Here is a 19,745-nt window from a genome sequence, read left to right on the forward strand (position 1 = left end):
ACCGGCCGGTAAGCCTACAATTACGATTGTGGCTGGCCTGATCAAAAGAAGCGATATCGACGAGGTGCGTTCGCGCACTAACCTCGCCGACATTGTTGGCGACTATGTCACGCTCAAGAGTGCGGGCTCAGGCTCCATGAAAGGCCTATGCCCTTTCCATGAGGAGCGCAGCCCCAGCTTTCACGTGCGGCCCCAGGTTGGTTTCTATCACTGCTTCGGTTGCGGTGAAGGCGGCGACGTCTTTACGTTCCTGCAGCGCATGGACCACGTCTCATTCTCCGAAGCTGTCGAGCGCCTTGCTGGCCGCATCAGCTACGAGCTGCACTATGAGGATGGCGGCGCGGCAACCGATCACGGCAACCGCGCACGCATCCTCGCCGCCAATCAGGCGGCGTCTGACTTCTTCGTTTCCCAACTAGCGACCCCTGAGGCAGAACCTGGGCGAAGCTTCTTGGGAGAGCGCGGCTTCGACCAGTCGTCGGCGGAACGATTCGGCATCGGTTTTGCGCCCCGCGGCGGCGCCCTCACGAAGCACCTGAACACACTGGGCTTTACCTCTGACGAACTTGTCGTCGCTGGGCTTATCGGCAAGGGGGAGCGCGGCGACTTCTACGACAGGTTCCGTGGGCGTCTGGTGTGGCCGATTCGCGATGTCACGGGCCAAACTCTTGGTTTTGGTGCGCGCCGACTGCTCGACGACGACAAGGGCCCCAAGTACCTCAACACGCCCGAGACTCCCGTTTACCACAAGAGCCAAGTGCTCTACGGGCTCGACCTTGCCAAGAAAGACATTTCTCGCAGCAAGCAAATCGTTGTTGTCGAGGGCTATACGGATGTCATGGCCTGCCACCTTGCCGGTGTCACGACCGCTGTTGCTACCTGTGGTACCGCGTTCGGTGTTGACCACATCAAGATTGTTCGACGGATGATCGGCGACTACGACAACGCTGACACCACTGCCACCGGCGAAGTGATTTTCACCTTTGATCCGGATGAGGCGGGCCAGAAGGCCGCGAATCGTGCGTTCGCCGAGGAGCACCGCTTTGCTGCACAAACTTTCGTTGCGGTGGCATCTGACGGCCTCGACCCCTGCGATCTGCGCCTCAAGAAGGGTGATGGTGCTGTTCGTCGTCTCGTCAGCACTCGCAAACCCATGTTTGAGTTCAAGATTCGTCGCGAGTTGGCCGTGCACGACCTCGAGACCGTTGAGGGCCGCGTCGCTGCGTTGCGTGCTGCAGCGCCGGTCGTTGCGGGCATTCGTGATCAGGCACTCGGTATTGGCTATGTGCGCAGTGTTGCTGGCTGGCTCGGCATGGAGCCCAGCGAGGTGCAGGGCGCTGTGACGTCGGCAAAGCGTCAGGCGCCGAGCTCTGCGCACCCGGCAGTGTCGTCGACGTCCGGCTCTGGCTCTGCCGCCGGCCCAGGCACTCGCCCTGGCTCAGTGGCTGAGGCACCAGAGTCGCCGCGAGAGCAGGGGCCGTCGATCATGGGTCTCAAGACTGATGCCACTACGCGGCTTGAGCGTGACGCGCTGATGGCGGTGTTGCAGCATCCGGATGTCGTCGGTGACGAACTCATCCGCAAGCTCACCCAGATAGCTTTCGCCGATAATACCCTCGCTGTAGTGCGTGATGCGATCGCTTCGCTGGTCGAGCGTGCACTGCTGCCAGGCTGGGCGTCAGCCGTCGCAGACGAGGTACCTCAGTCGTTCTCGACGTTCGTCAAGCAGCTAAGCGTTGCGCCAATTCCGGAGCGCGAAGACCGCATCCCGGTCTATTGCGTTCAGGTGACCACCGATCTGGTCGAGCGCGACCTGTTGCGCCAAAAACGAGACCTTCTCGGGGTGCTGCAGCGCATGGATCGGGAAAGCGATCCCGAGCGCTACGTTCAGACTCAGCGTGACCTGATGAGGATCGAAGCAGAGCGTCGTGCGCTGCGCGAAGACTCGTAGTTCTACTCACTTGGTTGCGTTCGTGTAAATATCGTTCATTTGGGCACCAACAACCTAGTAGTTGCCGGTCGCTTTATGCTTCCATTAGAGAACTACGATGCGCGGCGCCTACAAACGCGCCGTCGCATTTTCTGCACGCAACAGGAAGAGGTAGACGGATATGACATCCGCATCCAAGAACAGCAAGCGAGTCCTTGCTGTAGTTGCCGGTTCAGCAGCGTTCGCGCTCGCTTTGACTGGCTGCCAAGCTGGAGGAGACTCCTCCAGCGGTGGCGGTTCTGAGTCGCTTATCGTGGGCACGACTGACAAGGTCACGTTCCTCGACCCGGCCGGTTCGTACGACAACGGTTCGTTTGCCCTGATGAACCAAGTTTTCCCGTTCTTGCTCAACTCCCCGCTTGGCACTTCCGATGTTGAACCTGACATCGCAGAGTCGGCGGAGTACACGAGCGACGACGAGTACACGGTTGTGCTCAAGTCGGGCCTCAAGTTTGCCAACGGCAACGACCTCACGTCTTCTGACGTGAAGTTCAGCTTCGACCGTCAGGTCGCTATTGCTGACGAAAACGGCCCTGCTGTTCTTCTCGGCAACATTGACAGCGTTGAAGCCGTCGACGAGACCACAGTCGTCTTCCACTTGAAGAATGGCAACGACCAGACGTTCGCACAGATCCTGTCGAGCCCTGCCGCGCCGATCGTTGACGAAGATGTATTCGCAGCAGACGCCGTTACCCCCGACGCTGACATCGTCGATGGCAACGCATTTGCTGGCCAGTACGTCATCGACAGCTACGACTTCAACAACATCGTTGCGTTCAAGTCCAACCCTGAGTACCAGGGCGTGCTTGGCGCTGCAGCGACCGATAGCATCACGCTCAAGTACTACACCGACGCTTCGAACCTGAAGCTCGATGTACAAGAGGGCAACATTGATGTCGCGCACCGCAGCCTTTCGGCTACCGACGTTGCAGACCTCGAAGGCAATGACAACGTCAATGTTGTCGTGGGCCCCGGCGGAGAGATCCGCTACATCGTGTTCAACTTCGACACCCAGCCCTTCGGTGCTGCGACTCCTGAAGCTGACGAAGCAAAGTCTCTAGCAGTTCGTGGAGCCGTTGCTGACCTCATCAACCGTCAGGAAATCTCAGACCAGGTTTACAAGGGCACCTACCTGCCGTTGTACTCCTACGTTCCCGACGGGTTGACCGGCGCAACTGAGGTTCTCAAGGGCCTCTACGGCGATGGTGAGGGTGGACCAAGCACCGAAGCAGCGCAGAAGCGTCTTGCAGATGCTGGTGTTGAGACTCCTGTGACGCTCAACTTGCAGTACAACCCAGACCACTACGGTGAGTCCTCGGGTGACGAGTACGCGCTTGTTGAGAGCCAGCTTGAGGCCGAGGGAATCTTCGACGTCAACCTGCAGTCGACTGAGTGGGTCACATACGCCAAGGAGCGCACGGCAGATGCTTACCCCGCCTACCAGCTGGGTTGGTTCCCTGACTACTCCGACGCCGACAACTACCTGACCCCGTTCTTCGGTGATGGTAACTTCCTCGGCAACCACTACGCGGATGCTGAAGTCAACGATCTGATCGTGGCTCAGGCAACCGAGCTCGACCCTGCCGTACGTGAGGGAATGATCGAGGAAATCCAGGCGAAGGTTGCTGCTCAGCTGTCGACCGTACCGTTCCTTCAGGGAGCGCAGATCGCTGTAACGGGCAAGGACGTCACCGGAGCTACGCTCGACGGTTCGTTCAAGTTCCGCTACGGCAGCTTGGCAAAAAACTAGGGGTAATTCGCCCCAGTTAGGCATTTGTCTAACGTTGTGACGAATAGGGGGTGGCCCACACACAATGTGGGTCACCTCCTCGTCTTCATTCTCTGCACGATAGGTAGGTATGTCGCAGTCTGCTTCCGCCGTGATCGATCCGGCACCGTCTCCAACGCCCACCCGGCGTCCTCGGGGGATCACAAATCCTCTTGCTCGTTTTCTTATCGTTCGTTTCCTTCTCATTTTTCCGACCGTGTTCATCCTCGTAACGATGGTGTTCGTATTGATGCGGTCGATCGGTGATCCCATAACTGCAGCACTCGGTGGTCGACTGACTGCCGCTCAGCTGGCTGAGCGAATCAGCTCGGCTGGCTACGATCGCCCAATTCTTGTGCAGTACTTCGAGTACTTGGGACAAATCTTCACTGGCAACTTCGGTACAGCTATCACTGATGGCCGTCCGGTTTCAGAACTGCTCGTCACGTACGGAAGTGCAACGCTCGAGCTCGCCTTGTACGCGGTTATGGTTGCGCTAATCGTCGGAATTCCTTTGGGTATGGTCGCGGCGTACTTCCGCGACAAGTGGCCAGACGCAGTGCTGCGTGTCGCCGCGATTTTGGCCTACGCCACCCCGGTATTCTTCGCCGGGTTGCTGCTCAAGCTGGTCTTTGCTGTTTGGCTCAAGGTTCTGCCGGTCGCCGGACGCGCATCCACCCGCACGGAACTGCAACTCACCTCTCTCGATGGCAAATCGGGCATCTACCTGATTGACGCGATTCGTTTGGGCAGCCCCGCGGCTATTAGCGATGTCTTGATCCATGCAGTGCTGCCCGGGCTCACGCTGGGTCTGCTTACGGCCGGCATTTTCATGCGTTTGGTGCGCACCAATGTCATCGGCTCATTGTCGATGGATTACATTGATGCGGCACGTTCGCGTGGCGTTAACGAGTTCCGCTTGGTGCGAAAGCACGCGTACAAGCCAGCGCTTATCCCGATCATCACGGTGATCGGCATGCAGATTGCGCTCCTGTTGGGAGGTGCGGTGCTCACCGAAACCACCTTCGAGTGGAAGGGGCTCGGCTTCAAGCTCGTCGAGTATCTCGGTGCCCGCGACTTCGTGGCTGTGCAGGGCATTGTTGTGTTGCTGGCTGTCATCGTCGCCCTTACTAACTTCATAGTCGACATAATTGCGGCGATCATCGACCCGAGAGTGAGGTACTAAAAATGGCTATTAAGCCCTCACGATTCGTGTCAATTTGGCGCAGTTTGCCCGTAGTTAGCCAGGTACGTCAGTCAGTTGGTTTGCAGCGCGGAATGCTCATTGCCGGTCTGATCATGACCGGAGTCTTCCTGCTCACGGCCTTGTTTGCCCCTCTTCTCGCACCCTACGGCTTTGCCCAGCTGCGTGACGATAGCGGCACATTTGGCGCCCAACTGACTCCGGGTGGCGAACACCTCTGGGGCACCACGGTTGGTGGCTACGACGTGTTCTCGCGAGTTATTTGGGGATCCCGAACCGCGGTACTCGTTATCGTCATCGCCGTCACACTGTCTATCTTCGCCGGTGTTCTTCTTGGTCTGGTCTCGGGTTACATCGGTGGCTGGGTCGACCGCGTTCTGGTTGTCATCGCAGATGCTGTCTATGCGTTTCCGTCGCTGTTGCTCGCGATCGTCGCAGCAATTGCCATCAGCGGCGGCCGATCGAGTTTCTGGGGAGGCATTTTCGCCGCTGCACTCTCGATCACGGTTATCTACATTCCGCAGTATTTCCGTGTAATCCGTGCCGAAACGGTTCGCATCAAATCGGAAGCGTATGTGGAGTCTGCCAAGGTGCTCGGTTCGAGCACTCCGCGCATTATGTTCCGTCACGTGTTCCGCAACTCCACACGCACCCTTCCGTTGATCTTCACGCTCAACAGCTCAGAAGCAATTTTGACTCTTGCGGCCTTGGGGTTCCTCGGTTTCGGTATTGAGCCCTCCGCCGCTGCTGAGTGGGGTTACGATCTCAACAAGTCCATCTCGGATGTCACGAGTGGTATTTGGTGGACATCAGTGTTCCCAGGTTCGGCAATTGTTCTTGTTGTTCTCGGCATCACTCTCGTCGGAGAGAGCATGAATGACCTCGCTGATCCGCGTTTGCGCACCCGTCGCCGGGCCGACCAGTCCGCACCGATTCTCGAAACTTCGGCTCTTCACACGGTCGACTTCGATGACGATGAGACACCGATCGATCCTTTGGAGGCTCGCTCATGAGCAACGTTGTTGAGATCAAGAATCTCGAAGTAACCTTCGCTACCGATGGCGGCGACGTGAAAGCGGTCGATGACGTTTCGTTGTCACTCGTCGCTGGTGAAGTGCTAGCGATTGTCGGCGAGAGCGGCAGTGGAAAGAGCGTCACAGCAAAGTCGGTACTCGGTCTGCTGCCTGAAACAGCCGTCGCCCGTGGAGCTATCCTCCTCAATGGCGAAAACGTCGTTGAGATGTCGGGCAAGCGGCTACGCGAAATGCGCGGCGTCGATGTCGCGATGGTCTTTCAGGAGCCTTCGCTAGCGCTCAATCCCGTATTCACTGTCGGGTGGCAGATTGCGGAAGGCTTTCGGGCGCACGGCAAAGTCAGCAAGAAGCAGGCGCGTATCAAAGCGATCGATATCTTGCGCAAGGTGGGAATTCCCGAGCCAGAACGCCGGGTCGACTACTACCCGCATCAATTCTCCGGAGGGCAAAAGCAGCGCGTCGTCATTGCAATGGCGCTTGTGCTTGAGCCTGAGTTGATTGTCGCTGACGAGCCAACTACCGCTCTAGACGTCACCGTCCAAGCCGAAATTCTCGACCTGCTTCGTCGCTGTCGTGATGAGTTTGGTGCCGCGATCATCCTGATCACTCACAACATGGGAATTGTGGCCGATCTTGCTGACCGGGTTGCCGTGATGTACGAAGGCAAACTCGTCGAGGAAGCTCCCGCTCAGCAGCTCTTTGATTCCGCTCATCACCCGTACACGAAGAAGCTTCTTGCGGCTGTTCCTCGCATTGGAACCGGTGCCGCGCGGGCTGCTGCACGGGTTGTTGACCGCCAAGAGGCGGGCGGTGACACTCACGTCGAGCCCGTAGTTGTGGCAAAAGACCTGGAGATCTCGTTCCCAGGCCGCTTCGGCACACCACCCTTCCGGGCCGTAGATCGCGTTAGTTTCAGCATTTCTCCGGGAGAAGTTCTCGGTCTTGTTGGCGAGAGCGGATCGGGCAAGACCACAATCGGTCGTGCCATCGGCGGTCTGAACAAGATCAGTGGCGGCTCGCTGCAGGTTCTCGGTCACGAGATGCTCGGCTTCAAAGAGCGCAAGTTTCGGCCGGTTCGTGGCGAAATTGGGTTCGTGTTTCAGGACCCGGCATCCAGCTTCAACCCACTGCTGACGATCGCGGAGTGCGTTGCAGAACCTCTGATCGTTCACGGTCAGGCTCAGGACCCCAAGGATGCCCGAAAGCGAGTTGATGAACTCCTTGAAGCGGTGCAATTGCCGCGCGCATTCGCCGATCGCTACCCGCACGAGCTCAGTGGTGGCCAACGTCAGCGCGCAAGTCTTGCCCGCTCGCTTGCGTTGCGGCCGCGTCTTCTGATCGCCGATGAACCGACCAGTGCGCTCGACGTGTCAGTGCAGGCCAAAGTTCTTGAGCTGTTTGCCGATCTACAACGAGATCTCGGATTCGCGGCGCTGTTTATTAGTCACGATCTCGCGGTTGTTGACATGCTCTCTGACCGGATAGCTGTGCTCTACAAGGGAAAACTTGTTGAAGAGGGTGTTGGCTCTGATGTGCTGGGACACCCGCAGCATCCTTACACACAGCGTCTGCTTGCCTCGCTTCCGGTTCCCGATCCACGGGAGCAAGCTGAGCGTCGCGAAGCGCTGAGGTCGCTGACTGCCGTAGATTAATGAGGTGACTTCTACTCAGCCAACAGTGATCGCGCGCGACTTGTCGTTGCGCTACCCGTCGCGCAACCCAGAAACACGTTCGGTTGCCGTCGACGGACTGAGTTTTGAGATTGCTGCCGGTGAAGTGCTGACCGTCGTTGGCGAGAGTGGCTCCGGAAAGAGCACCCTCGCCAAGGCGGTTGCACTTCAGGCTGAGACCGGTGCCTACGGATCGCCGTTGTTTAGCGGGGGCGAGCTGAGCGTAATGGGAACCGAGCTCAGATCGGTGAGTCGACGCAAGCGAGACCATTTGAGCCTGCACGTTGGCTATCTACCTCAGGATGCTGGCAACCGTCTCAACGGCCGGCTCACGGTCGGTGAAAATATTGCCGAGCCAATCTTTGTGCGCGATCGCCGTTTCAATCAGCGTGAAGCCGCCGAGGCGGTAGCAACTCTCATCGACACGGTCCGGTTGCCGCTTGCCGTGATGAATCGCTACCCCTACGAGTTGAGTAAGGGGCAGCGTCAGCGTGTCGCAATCGCTCGGTCGATGATCCTCGAACCGCAATTGTTGATCGCCGATGACCCCACTGCAGGAATCGACGTTAACGTGCGTGCGGCCATTCTCGATCTCATAGTTGACCTTCAACGCGATCGCTCGTTTTCGGCGCTTCTTGTCACCGCCGACCTCGCTGCCGTCCGCCGCATATCGACCAACATCGCGGTGATGCATCGCGGAGTTTTTGTGGGTATTGGTGAGCTTGAGGAAGTTCTGTCTGACCCCTTGCATCCCTACGTGCAGGGGCTCGCCAATTCGCTTGTGGAGCTAAAAAGTGAACAGCACTGATCTGATCGCACATTCCCCTTCGACCTGGCTTGTGGGAGGGTTTGGGCCAGACATGGAGTGTGAGTCCGAAGGAATTTCGGTGATGCGCAGCCGCACAGATGGCTCGCTCGAGCTGTCGCATCTGGCCGCAGCAGTACCTTCGGCATCGTTTCTTGTCGTTGACGGCGATCAGGTCTTCGCAACGTTGGAGGGCTCGGGGCAGGTAGCCGCGTTTGACCGTGACGGCGAGACGCTCAGCAACACGAGCACCGCCTCATCCGGTGGGCAGTCGCCGTGCCACATTACTGTGCGGGACTCGACGCTGATCGCCGCCAACTATGGCACTGGCGCGCTCGGTGTCATTGAGCGGGCGACGGACTCAGGCGCGCTTGAAGCCCGGCACGTGCAAGAAACCACAGGCACTGGGCCACGGCCTCAGCAGGAGGGCCCACACGCTCACGCATCGCTCTTCGTCGACGACTCGACAGTCGTCACCCTCGACCTCGGCGCTGACCGCATCCGAATCTTCGATTACAGGGACTTCTCACTGCGTCAGGTGGATGAGGTGGAGCTGCCCGCAGGATTTGGCCCGCGTGACATTGTGGCTCGCCCCGGAAACCTCTTCTACGTTGTGGGAGAACACGGGCTTGGTTTTCTCGTGTTTGAGTGGCGCGATCGTGCACTTCACCAACTCTGCGCCGTCGCACTGCCGGGCGCGATCGAAGGAGATCAAGCCTCCGCAATCGCTATCTCTACGGATGGCCGCCACGCTTATGTCGGTGTGCGTCGCAGCAACCTCATCGCGGTGCTCACCATTGCCGAAGACGGCCGCAGTGTTGCGCCCCTCACCGCGGTCTCGTGCGAGGGCGATTGGCCGCGACACATTGTCATGCACGACGATGTTTTGCACGTGAGCAACCAGCTTTCGCACTCCGTCGCCAGTTTTCGCATCGATGAGAACGGCATCCCGAAGCTGATTGCCCCGCCAGCCCGGGTGCTTTCGCCGACATACCTTGCTCGAATCGCCTGATGGGTTTTGACGTGCTCAATCCTTTGCTAAAGTAGTTGCGTTGCACAGCGATCCTCGATAGCTCAATTGGCAGAGCAATCGGCTGTTAACCGGTAGGTTCTTGGTTCGAGTCCAAGTCGAGGAGCTATAACCCCCTGAATTTCCCGGAATTCANCTCAGTAACTCAAATGGCTTGCCATTGGCCAATAACGTGGCCAATAACCCTATTTTGTGGCGCGGTGAGAATAGGTGCCCTGATAAGCCACGCATAACTACGTGCTGGCAAAACTCCCACCTGGTCCAAATGTCGGCGCATAGGTACGACATGACTAACAGTGCCGATAAAATCACGACCCACTCGCCCATCCTCACGCCTGCTCAGGTCGCTGGAATGCTACAGGTGCCGGTGCGCACGCTGGAGGAATGGCGACATAAGAAGTCTGGACCCCCTTACCGCAAGGTTGGCCGTCACATCAGGTATCAGCACAGCAAGGTGATGGATTGGTTCGACAACAATGGTTAGGCCCCACAAGCCGACCGGCGAGCTTGGCGCGGTCACTTACTCCCGGCTTGCCAGCGGCCGTGTTCAGGCGCGCGCACGCATTACGCTGGACTCAGGAGAGCCCCACCGCTTATCAAAAACAGCAGACACGGAGGCTCTCGCCCTCGCCCTCGTATGCGCAGAGGCTTCGAAGCTAAGCACAGGTGCGGTGGCTGACCTCACGCCGAGCTCGACAATTGCTGAAGCGTGTGCCCTTTGGCTAATCGAGAAGCGTCGCAGCCAGACGGTGGAAGCCTCGTCAATTGAGACCTACGAAGCAACGGTGCGTACCGTCGTTCTGCCTGCTTGCGGAGCCGTTACTCTGCAAGAAATGAACGCAGGGCGTTGCGACCGAATTATTCAACGCGTGTTGGACACTCGTTCTCCATCAGCGGCGAAAAAACTGCGGGGCGTTCTCCGCCAAGTGCTCGGTCTGGCGATTAGACATGGTGCCCTCACCACCAACCCTGTACAACACGTTCAGCGGCTACCGGGAACGGTGAAGCGAGAGTCGTCATTGACGACGGAGCAGCTCATCCAAATCCGCGGACTGTTGGCGAGGTGGACCCGGCCACGTGGTCCGCGGCCGGACGCCAACAGGCTCGAAGACGGCATAGACATCATGCTCGGCACGAGTGCACGTATCGGCGAAGCCATGGCCCTGCGACGTTGCGACGTAGACATTGACTCGGATGCCCCGTCAATTCTCATCGCGTCGACGCTCACACAGACCAAGACAGATGGACTGAAACGAAAGAACTCACCTAAGCAGCCACGTCAAATCAGACGGGTGTCAATTCCTGGGTTCACGGTCGCAGCCATCCGGCGACGCCTTGATGGGGCTGGGCCGGAGGGAACCGCGTTCCTATTCGTAACGAAAAGTGGCGCGGCATACAGCGTCTCGAATTTTGAGCGATTGATTCGCAGCTTTAGAGAGGACCACCTCGATGAGTTGCAGAAGATGGGCATAGACACAGAAGAATTCACACCGCATCTTTTTCGACGCACAGCGGCAACAACAATTGAGCGCGAATACGGAATTTCTCTGGCATCACGGCTGCTCGGCCACGCCAATGAGAACATCACACGCAACTCCTACGTCGTCTCCGCCGAAGCTGTAGACCCGCGAACCGCAGGGATATTGGACGAGTTTGTTGGTAAGAGACTCTGACGGTGGCCGTCGAGCACGCGTCGCCTGACGACGATGCCCGTGCCGGGTACGTGCTTCACAACGGGGAACTAGCACGGCAGCCCGGGACCGTCTCGACGTCATTTATAGGTGTCGGGCACCCGGGCTACGCCGGTTCGGTCCAGGCTTCCACAGGGGACCGCGCCGCGCCCATTCTTCGCAATGTTGCACAAGCCCAATAGAGTCGAGGAAGCGTCGTAGATGACGGCGCGACTCCCGCGGAAAGTAGCAACCACACGCATGTCACAGCAGCAGAACAACGCCAACTTCATCTGGTCGATCGCTGACCTGCTCCGCGGACCTTATAAGCCTCATCAGTATGGGGCGATTGTGCTCCCGTTCACTATCCTGCGCCGCCTCGATGCGGTGCTGGAGTCGACGAAGCAAGCAGTGCTGGATGAGGCGGCTAAGCGCGGCGACTCATCCGCCGCATCCGTGTTCATGGCAAAGGCGTCCGGACAGAGCTTCTACAACACGTCCGCTTTCACTTTGCAATCGCTGATGGGTGACCCGGCCGGCATCAAGGCGAATCTCACGGATTATTTGCTCGGCTTCTCCGATAACGTGCGGGACATCTTTGACCGTTTTGGGTTTGCGGAGCAGATCGAGAAGCTTGACGCAGAGGATCTGCTGTTTCTGCTGACTCAGAAATTCAGTGCGGTCGATCTGCACCCGAACCGGGTGTCGAACATCGAGATGGGTCTCATGTTCGAGGAACTCATCCGCAAGTTCGCGGAGAATTCCAACGAGACCGCAGGGGAGCATTTCACCCCGCGCGAAGTGATCAGGTTGATGGTGTCGTTGCTGTTCATCGCGGATGACGAGGCACTCAGTGAGAAAGGTGTCGTGCGTTCTATCTATGACCCGACTGCGGGCACCGGTGGAATGTTGTCTGTGGCAGATGAGTACCTGTTGGAGCACAATCCTGATGCTCGCCTGGTCATGTATGGCCAGGAAATCAACGGGGAGTCTTACGCGATCTGTAAGGCAGATCTGGTGATCAAGGGTCAAGACATCAACCACATTATTCACGGTGACACCCTTACGGATGACGGCTTGATTGGGGAAACGTTCGACTACTGTCTTTCCAACCCACCGTTCGGAGTGGACTGGAATAAGCAGAAACCTGCCGTGCTTAAAGAGCATGAGCAGCAAGGCTTCAACGGCCGCTTCGGTCCAGGGCTACCTCGGGTATCGGACGGATCGTTACTGTTCCTCTTGCATCTGGTGAAGAAGCTACGGCCGAAGGCCAAGGGCGGTGGGCGTGCCGGTATCGTCCTCAACGGCTCACCCCTGTTCACCGGCGGCGCCGGGTCGGGGGAGTCAGAGATTCGCCGCTACCTGTTGGAAAACGATCTGTTGGAGGCAATCGTCGCGCTCCCCACAGACATGTTCTACAACACCGGTATCGCTACCTATGTGTGGATTATCGACAACGACAAACGCCCCGAACGCCGAGGTTCCGTGCAACTTATCGACGGCACTGGCTTCTCCCACAAGATGCGTAAATCTTTGGGCTCGAAACGCAAAGAGCTCAGCCAAGACGACATCTACACCATCGTGGGCCTCTACGGCACGTCCGAAGAATCGGATGTTTCCAAGACTTTCAAGAACCAAGATTTCGGCTACCGCACCATCACCGTCGAGCGCCCCTTGCGCCTGAACTGGGCACTCACACCAGAGCGCGTCGAAGTCGCCCTTGCAGCCAAGCCTCTGGCGAAGCTCCCGGACACGGATCGCGCCTCGCTCGTTGATGACGCCACTCGCGACCGTCTCGAATCGGCCCCTAGCTCAGACCAAGCAGGGTTCGCCATACAGGCCAGAAAGTTCCTCACGGGTGCTGGCGTTATTCTCACCGCCCCCCAACTCAAAGCATTCATCGCGGGGCTCTCCGAGCGCGACGATACTGCGGCGGTTGTGACTGACAGTAAGGGCAACCCGCAACCCGATACGGATGCCCGCGACACCGAGAACGTTCCCCTCAGCGAAGACATCCACACCTACTTCGCGCGCGAAGTTCTTCCTCACGTTCCGGATGCTTGGATCGACGAATCCAGAACTAAGACCGGCTACGAGATCCCCTTCACGCGACACTTCTATAAATATGTGCCGCCACGTTCGCTTGATGAAATTGATGCGGACCTCAAAGAACTTGTCCGCGAGATTACTGAGCTCCTGAACGAGGTCGAGGCGTGAATGAGACCGGTCGACTCAAGCACGCTGCACGGGCAGTTGACGAACGCCGTGGAAACCGAGATCTGCCGCTCATGTCAGTATCAATGAGCAGAGGTGTAGTCAGACGAAGCGAGTTGACGGATGATCTTCCCCGCGCTGAGGATCTATCCAATTACAGGGTTTGCCATAGCGACGATTTAGTTATCAATCGCATGTCCGCCTACCAAGGTGCGTTAGGTCGCGCGAAGGAAATCGGGGTAGTGAGCCCCGACTATCTTGTGCTTCGATTTCGGTCAGAAGTGGACCCGCGATACGCCGAATACCTATTCCTCTCTCAATTCATGGTTGGAGAAATGACTTCACTGTTGCGTGGGGTAGGGAGCCCCGGGCTCGGAACGGTCCGAACGCCCAGAGTCAACTGGTCTGATCTGGGGCAGCTGTCCGTTCAGTGGCCTCAATTGGATGATCAACAGCAAATTTCGAAGTTCTTGGACGTGCAAACAACAAAAATCGACGCGCTGATCAGTAAGCAGGAGCAACTGATCGAGACGCTGGCGGAGCGGCGGCAGGCCGTGATCAGCCACGCTGTCACTAAGGGGCTTGACCCGGATGCACCGATGACGGATGTCGCAGCAAAATGGGTAGAGCGTATTCCCGTGTCCTGGAACATGAAGCGTGTTTCTTGGCTTTTCGGAACAGTCGGGAGTGGAACCACGCCGACGAGTGGAAACGAACGTTACTACGGCGAAGGGACGCCTTGGGTGACGACAGGTGAGCTTCGGGAGACGACGATACTGTCCACCGCTAAATCAGTCACAGGCGAGGCGTTGAGCAATTTTTCTTCGCTCCGAGTGTACGGCCCGGGGACGCTTCTCATAGCGATGTACGGCGCAACGATCGGAAGGCTTGGGGAACTCGGGATCTCCGCCTGCACGAATCAGGCCTGCTGCGCCATGGCCGAACCGCAAGGAGTGCTCCCTCGCTTTGTCCACTATTCCCTCCTTGCAGCGAAGCCTCACATTTTGGTCTTAGCGGTTGGCGGCGGGCAGCCCAATATCAACCAGGAGGTAATCCGCGCTCTGCGGCTACCGACGCCAGGCATCACAGAGCAGCAGGAAATCGTCGACTTCTTGAACCGCGAGACTTCGCAGATCGACGGGCTGTCGGCGAAAGCGCGCGAGATGATCGTCGTGCTCAAGGAACGTAGACAAGCATTGATCAGTGCCGCGGTCACGGGGAAGATCGATGTGAGGGGACTGTCCTGATGAGTAAGCACAACGAGTATTGGTTCGAGGACGAACTCTGCGCCCACTTGAGCGCGAACGGGTGGGAGTATTCAGCTGATGACGCCGGCTATGACCCGCAGCTCGCTGTGTTCCCGGAGGATGTGCTGTGGTGGTTGCAGACCACTCAGCCGGACGCGTATGACCAGAAGTTGAAGGCATCCGACCCGCCTGCGGTTCGCGCGAAAGCGGAAGCCCAGTTACTCAAGGTGTTGGTCCAAACATTGGAGCGTCCGTTCGCGCAGGGTGGTGGCACCCTGAACGTGTTGCGGCATGGCTTCAAGGATGTGGCGACATCGTTTGACCTCTGCCAGTTCAAGCCCGCGCAGAACCTCAATCCGGCAACCCTTGAACGATATGGTCAGGTGCGGCTGCGGGTGATGCGGCAGGTTCACTACTCAACATCGAACGCGAAAAAGTCGATCGACCTGGTGTTCTTCGTCAACGGTTTGCCGGTGGCGACGATGGAGGTCAAGACTGACTTCACCCAGTCGGTCGAGGACGCCGTCATCCAATATAAAAAGGACCGCACACCGCGAGACCCCTCCACCAAGAAGACCGAACCGCTACTGGGGTTTGGCACGCGCGCGTTAGTACACTTCGCCGTCTCCAATACTGAGGTGTGGATGACTACCCGTCTCGACGGGGCGGCGACGCGCTTTCTGCCATTCAATATGGGCAACGATGGCGGTAAAGGAAATCCTGCCAACCCGAACGGGTCGCCGAGCGCTTATCTGTGGGAGCGGGTGCTGCAACGCGATGCGTGGTTGGAGATCATCGGCAAGTTCCTTCACGCTGCCACTGAGAAGAAGATCGATCCGGTCACTGGTGAGGTGTCGGTGACGCAGTCGCTGTTGTTCCCGCGTTACCACCAGTGGGAGTCTGTGACGCGTCTTGTGGCCGCAGCGCGGGAGGAAGGTCCGGGGCATCGCTACCTGATCCAGCACAGTGCCGGCTCAGGCAAGACCAACTCGATCGCCTGGACGGCCCACCAATTGTCTTCCCTGCACAATGGGGCTGGGGACAAGGTTTTTGACTCGGTGATTGTCGTCACTGACCGCACTGTGTTGGATGATCAGTTGCAGGATGCGATTTATCAGATCGACCACAAATCGGGTGTGGTGGTGCCGATCACTCGTGGTGGTAGCGATTCGAAATCGACCGCGTTGACGAAAGCGTTGACTGATCGTGCTCAGATCATCATCGTCACGATCCAAACTTTCCCGCACGCGCTAAAAGCAATCCGCACCTCCGGCGCCTTGGTCGGTCGCAGTTTCGCGATCATCGCCGATGAAGCCCATTCTTCCCAGACTGGTAACACGTCGGCGAAGCTGAAGCATGTGCTCTCCCCAGAGGAACTTGCCTCCGTGGAGGACGGTGGTGACATTGACATTGAGGCAGTGCTTGCGGCCGAGATGGAAGAGAAGGCTGAGACGAAGAACATCAGCTTCTTCGCCTACACCGCTACTCCCAAGGGCAAGACGTTGGAGCTGTTCGGCCGGCGCGGTGATGACGGGCTGCCGCACGCGTTTCATGTGTACACGATGCAGCAGGCGATCGAGGAGAAGTTTATCCTCGATGTGCTGAAGAATTACACGCCTTACAAGCTGGCGTTCAAGCTTGCCCACAATGGCCGAGACTACGACAGCACCAAGCCCATACCCGCGATTGCGGCGGCAGACCCGTTAGTGGACCGCACCGAGGCGTCCAAAGAGCTGATGAGGTGGGTGCGGCTACATCCACACAACATTGCCCAGAAAGTTGCGATCGTCGTGGAGCACTTCCGCGACAATGTTGCTTGGCGTCTGAACGGCCAAGCCAAAGCGATGGTTGTCACTGGCAGCCGGCTCGAAGCTGTGCGATACAAACGCGCCTTCGATGCCTACGTCGCTAAGAATGGCTACACCGGCATGGCCGCTCTGGTCGCGTTCTCAGACGAGATCGCCGACCCGGATGTCGGAGGGGGCTCTGTCACTGAGGTCACCCTGAACCCGGGGCTGCGGGGCCGAAGCCTGCCGCAAGCGTTCGCTACCGAAGAATTCCAGGTGATGCTTGTCGCCAACAAGTTCCAGACCGGCTTCGACCAGCCGCTGCTCGTAGCCATGTATGTCGACAAGAAACTTTCCGGCGTCACCGCAGTGCAGACCCTTTCGCGGCTCAATCGGATGGCGACAGGCAAGGACCAGACCTTCGTGCTGGACTTCGTGAATGAACCGGCCGAGATTCTGGAAGCATTCCAGACGTATTATCGGTCGGCAAGTTTGGCCGACAACTCTGACCCGAACCTCATCCATGCACTGCGCGCCAAACTCGACCAGGCCGTCATCTATGAAGAATCTGAGGTCGACGGGGCTGCCGCAGCGTATGTGCGAGATGAAGGCAACAACGCCTACTCGAAATGGCTGACGCCAGCACAGCAACGTTTCTCCGTGCAATACACGGACGCGCTGAAAGCTGGCGATACAACACGAGTCGAAGAGCTGGAACTGTTCCGCAGCGACGTGAACGCATTCATTCGCGCCTACGACTTCCTCGCCCAAATCGTCAACTTCCACGACGTGGGGCTAGAGAAACGCTCCATCTTCTACCGGCTTCTAGTGCCGCTGATCGGTGACCCGAACCCCGACCGCGGTGTTGACCTCGCCGGGGTAAACCTCACCCACTACAGCTTGCCCCCGGGAGAGGCCGAGAACCTCCAACTATCCGGAGATGGCGACCCGTTGTCGGGGTTCAAAGGTGCCGGTTCGGGTGCGGCGAAGGATCCGGAGCTTGTGCGGATGCAGGAAATTATCGAGATGATGAACACCCTGTTCGAAGGCGACGGCCTCACCGACAATGACATGCTCGGCTTTACGGGCTACCTCGGCGGGAAGTTCGATGAGAACAACACGCTGCGGGATCAAGCCAAAGCAAATAGCTTCGAGCAATTTATGGGAAGCCCCGACCTGGGCGCCGCATTCCAAAATGCTGTGATTGAGTCGGACACCAATTTTCAGTCAATGAGTGAGCAAGTCCTGGGCAGCAAGAACATCCAGAAGACGATTCTTGAACTACTTGCGCGGGAGTTCTACAACAAGCACGGTGGGGGAACGGCAGCGTGACTATCCCGGGAATCGAAGAAGCATACGGTGGCCCGGACGAAGAACGACCGCTCTCTGCGGTCACGACCTCCAAGTGATGCGGGGTCGTGTGGGGTGGGGGAGGGCCCCTTCGAAAAACCTTTCGGACTGACCGATGTCCCGGTTTTGTGAAGCTTTGATTGAGAGGGTGCACCCTTGTCAGGCTGGCACGCCCAGCGTGTACGCCATCGTGGAGTGAGACCGGTCGCCCCAGATTCCTCTTGGCGAACAAGGCGTGAATCGTCCTGAGGCGGAGCCTGTAGATTGAGGGCCAGCCAGCCTCCACGTGCTCGGTAGAATTTCGTGCCCATTCGCTCAACGCCCGCACAAGCGCTGTGAGCGTTTGTTTTGAGGCACCTAGCAGTGCGGAGGCAATGTGACGCATCCATCGCCTTAGAAGGGCACTGACGGCGTTAGGCGGCGAGATTGGGGCATGGTCTGTCGTCCAATCTGCGTCGAGTTGTCGGGGCGTGGGCTGTAATCGCTTTCGGTTCATCGCGTGCTTCCTCTCAGGTTGTTTTCGCCTCGCGGGGGAGTCGAGGCGCCTTCACTGAGATGGATATGCGGCGAAAACCGGAGGCTCGGAAGAATTCGCGAAACAATTTTTTGCCGAAGCCGTCACGAGTCCGGTCCGTCGAGAACGCGGGGTGGGTGCGGCCAGCGAAGGTGGCGGGAGGACGTGCTCGCGGGCGGGTGTCCTCGTTCGAGTGCTAGAACCAGTGTTCGTCGTTGGCGGCGAAGGTGAAGAGGGTGTTGCGGCGCTTCACAAGCTGGATGAGGCGAGGATCGGAGATGAAGCCATCATCGTCCACCGCGGTCAGAATCTGGCCCGCGGATGATGACGGCCCGGATTTGATCCGGTTCGCTCCGCGAAGCAGCTTCCGATTCATAATTAGTACGATGAACGGGATGAGGATTCCCTGCTCGCAAAGCCTCGCGAAAGACGCCGACAACTGGGCATCGGGGATGCGCGGATCGTCATTTTGCTGCGGGGCGATTCGGGCCAGATCGACGTCCACGGAATGGGCTTGTCCGGAGGACGTGCGGCTGCATGCGGCGCCCTCGATTCGGTGGTCGAATTCGGCATCATGGGCTGGGTGAATTTCGGGATTGCCTGCTGAGGGGTTTGGGCGCACTACGGCTCTGCGCGCGGCATCGGGGTACGGATTTTGTCTGTACCGGAGGATTTAGCGTGTACCGGATTGCTCCAGGTACAGCGCATCCCAGTGTTTATATGGGATTTTTGGCCCAAAAAGGGCCTGTACCGACGTACCGGGTTTGAACATGACCCCTATAGGGAGAAATTGTATTTATATATATGGGGAACTGGGGCTGAGATATACATACAAGGAGCCTCGTAGTGTATATATATTTCTTAAGTACATAGGTACAAGTAGTAGTAAGGGGCCCCCTTCCCAGTAGCTGACTGGGATCGGCTGTACTTTTTCAAATCCGGTACAGCCGAAGTACACCGGTACAGCTTTTGGGCAACTTCCGCGGAAATCCAGTGTTTTATTTTTGACCTCCGTTTTTGGACCCGATTCGGCACCTTCTGCTCGGAACGTCGTTGAGGTCATCTTGACGGTGTTCGAAGCTTGTCGAACTGTCGAAATCTTCCCCAACCGGTCGCTGCGACATCGAAATCTTCCCCAGATTGAGCTCCAGAAGAACGGTTTTTGGCCCTCTCGGACAGTTTCCGGGACAGGATTTCACCCACCTGGAGCACAACCGGGGTACAAAACTGGGGCCCAAAAACGTCATTTCTGGGCCCCAGACAGAACAATTCTGGACCCCAAAACACCCCCACTAGTACCCGTCCACACCCTGTCAAAGGGGAGCACTTTTTGGCCTCCTCAGCCCCCTGCCCCACACGTTGGGTATGGCACTCTGAAGTGGCCCCACCTTTGAGGCTTTTAGTCGTTTGAAGTGGCCCCACCCTCGACCCACCCGTAGCGTTCTTTTTGTCGACCAAGACG

At 58.0% G+C, this 19,745-nt stretch carries 13 protein-coding genes and 1 tRNA gene; 13 read left to right on the plus strand and 1 reads right to left on the minus strand.

From position 1 onward, the window contains the following. Positions 1-28: 28 nt before the first annotated feature. From dnaG to ABD112_RS06305, 13 genes are all read left to right on the plus strand, one after another. Positions 29-1,951, plus strand: coding sequence for a DNA primase (gene dnaG / locus ABD112_RS06245; protein ID WP_343924184.1), 1,923 nt, complete (start codon positions 29-31; stop codon positions 1,949-1,951). A gap of 160 nt (positions 1,952-2,111) precedes the next feature. Beyond that, entirely contained in the window at positions 2,112-3,740 is a 1,629-nt protein-coding gene (locus ABD112_RS06250; RefSeq protein WP_343924186.1) for an ABC transporter substrate-binding protein, read from the plus strand. Between the two features lie 109 nt (positions 3,741-3,849). Further along, entirely contained in the window at positions 3,850-4,944 is a 1,095-nt protein-coding gene (locus ABD112_RS06255; protein ID WP_343924188.1) for an ABC transporter permease, read from the plus strand. A 2-nt stretch (positions 4,945-4,946) separates the two neighbouring features. Then, entirely contained in the window at positions 4,947-5,975 is a 1,029-nt protein-coding gene (locus ABD112_RS06260; RefSeq protein WP_343924190.1) for an ABC transporter permease, read from the plus strand. Continuing rightward, a complete protein-coding gene (locus ABD112_RS06265) occupies positions 5,972-7,648 on the plus strand; it encodes an ABC transporter ATP-binding protein (protein WP_343924192.1) in 1,677 nt (558 codons plus the stop codon). The genes ABD112_RS06260 and ABD112_RS06265 overlap by 4 nt, the downstream gene beginning before the upstream one ends. A 4-nt stretch (positions 7,649-7,652) precedes the next feature. Then, positions 7,653-8,474: an ATP-binding cassette domain-containing protein gene (locus tag ABD112_RS06270; protein ID WP_343924194.1), complete on the plus strand. Its 822-nt coding sequence runs from the start codon at positions 7,653-7,655 to the stop codon at positions 8,472-8,474. After that, a complete protein-coding gene (locus tag ABD112_RS06275) occupies positions 8,461-9,483 on the plus strand; it encodes a lactonase family protein (protein ID WP_343924196.1) in 1,023 nt (340 codons plus the stop codon). The genes ABD112_RS06270 and ABD112_RS06275 overlap by 14 nt, the downstream gene beginning before the upstream one ends. Positions 9,484-9,534: 51 nt before the next feature. Next, positions 9,535-9,607: transfer RNA gene (locus ABD112_RS06280), tRNA-Asn, on the plus strand. 180 nt (positions 9,608-9,787) lie between these two features. Next, on the plus strand, positions 9,788-9,985 hold the full coding sequence (locus tag ABD112_RS06285; protein WP_343924197.1) for a helix-turn-helix domain-containing protein: 198 nt from the start codon (positions 9,788-9,790) through the stop codon (positions 9,983-9,985). Between the two features lie 187 nt (positions 9,986-10,172). Further along, positions 10,173-11,174 (plus strand): tyrosine-type recombinase/integrase, encoded by a 1,002-nt coding sequence (locus tag ABD112_RS06290; RefSeq protein ID WP_343924199.1) that lies wholly within the window; start codon positions 10,173-10,175, stop codon positions 11,172-11,174. Between the two features lie 258 nt (positions 11,175-11,432). Next, a complete protein-coding gene (locus ABD112_RS06295) occupies positions 11,433-13,388 on the plus strand; it encodes a type I restriction-modification system subunit M (protein WP_343924201.1) in 1,956 nt (651 codons plus the stop codon). Between the two features lie 437 nt (positions 13,389-13,825). After that, a complete protein-coding gene (locus ABD112_RS06300; protein WP_343924203.1) occupies positions 13,826-14,632 on the plus strand; it encodes a restriction endonuclease subunit S in 807 nt (268 codons plus the stop codon). Further along, complete coding sequence (locus ABD112_RS06305; RefSeq protein ID WP_343924205.1) at positions 14,632-17,751, plus strand: type I restriction endonuclease subunit R; 3,120 nt, start codon at positions 14,632-14,634, stop codon at positions 17,749-17,751. Before ABD112_RS06300 ends, ABD112_RS06305 begins: the two co-directional genes overlap by 1 nt. Positions 17,752-18,479: 728 nt before the next feature. Here ABD112_RS06305 and ABD112_RS06310 read toward each other — a convergent pair. Beyond that, a complete protein-coding gene (locus ABD112_RS06310; protein ID WP_343924207.1) occupies positions 18,480-18,788 on the minus strand; it encodes a hypothetical protein in 309 nt (102 codons plus the stop codon). Positions 18,789-19,745 lie beyond the last annotated feature (957 nt).

Origin of the sequence: Rhodoglobus aureus, assembly GCF_039527955.1 — a bacterium.
GTDB lineage: Bacteria > Actinomycetota > Actinomycetes > Actinomycetales > Microbacteriaceae > Rhodoglobus > Rhodoglobus aureus.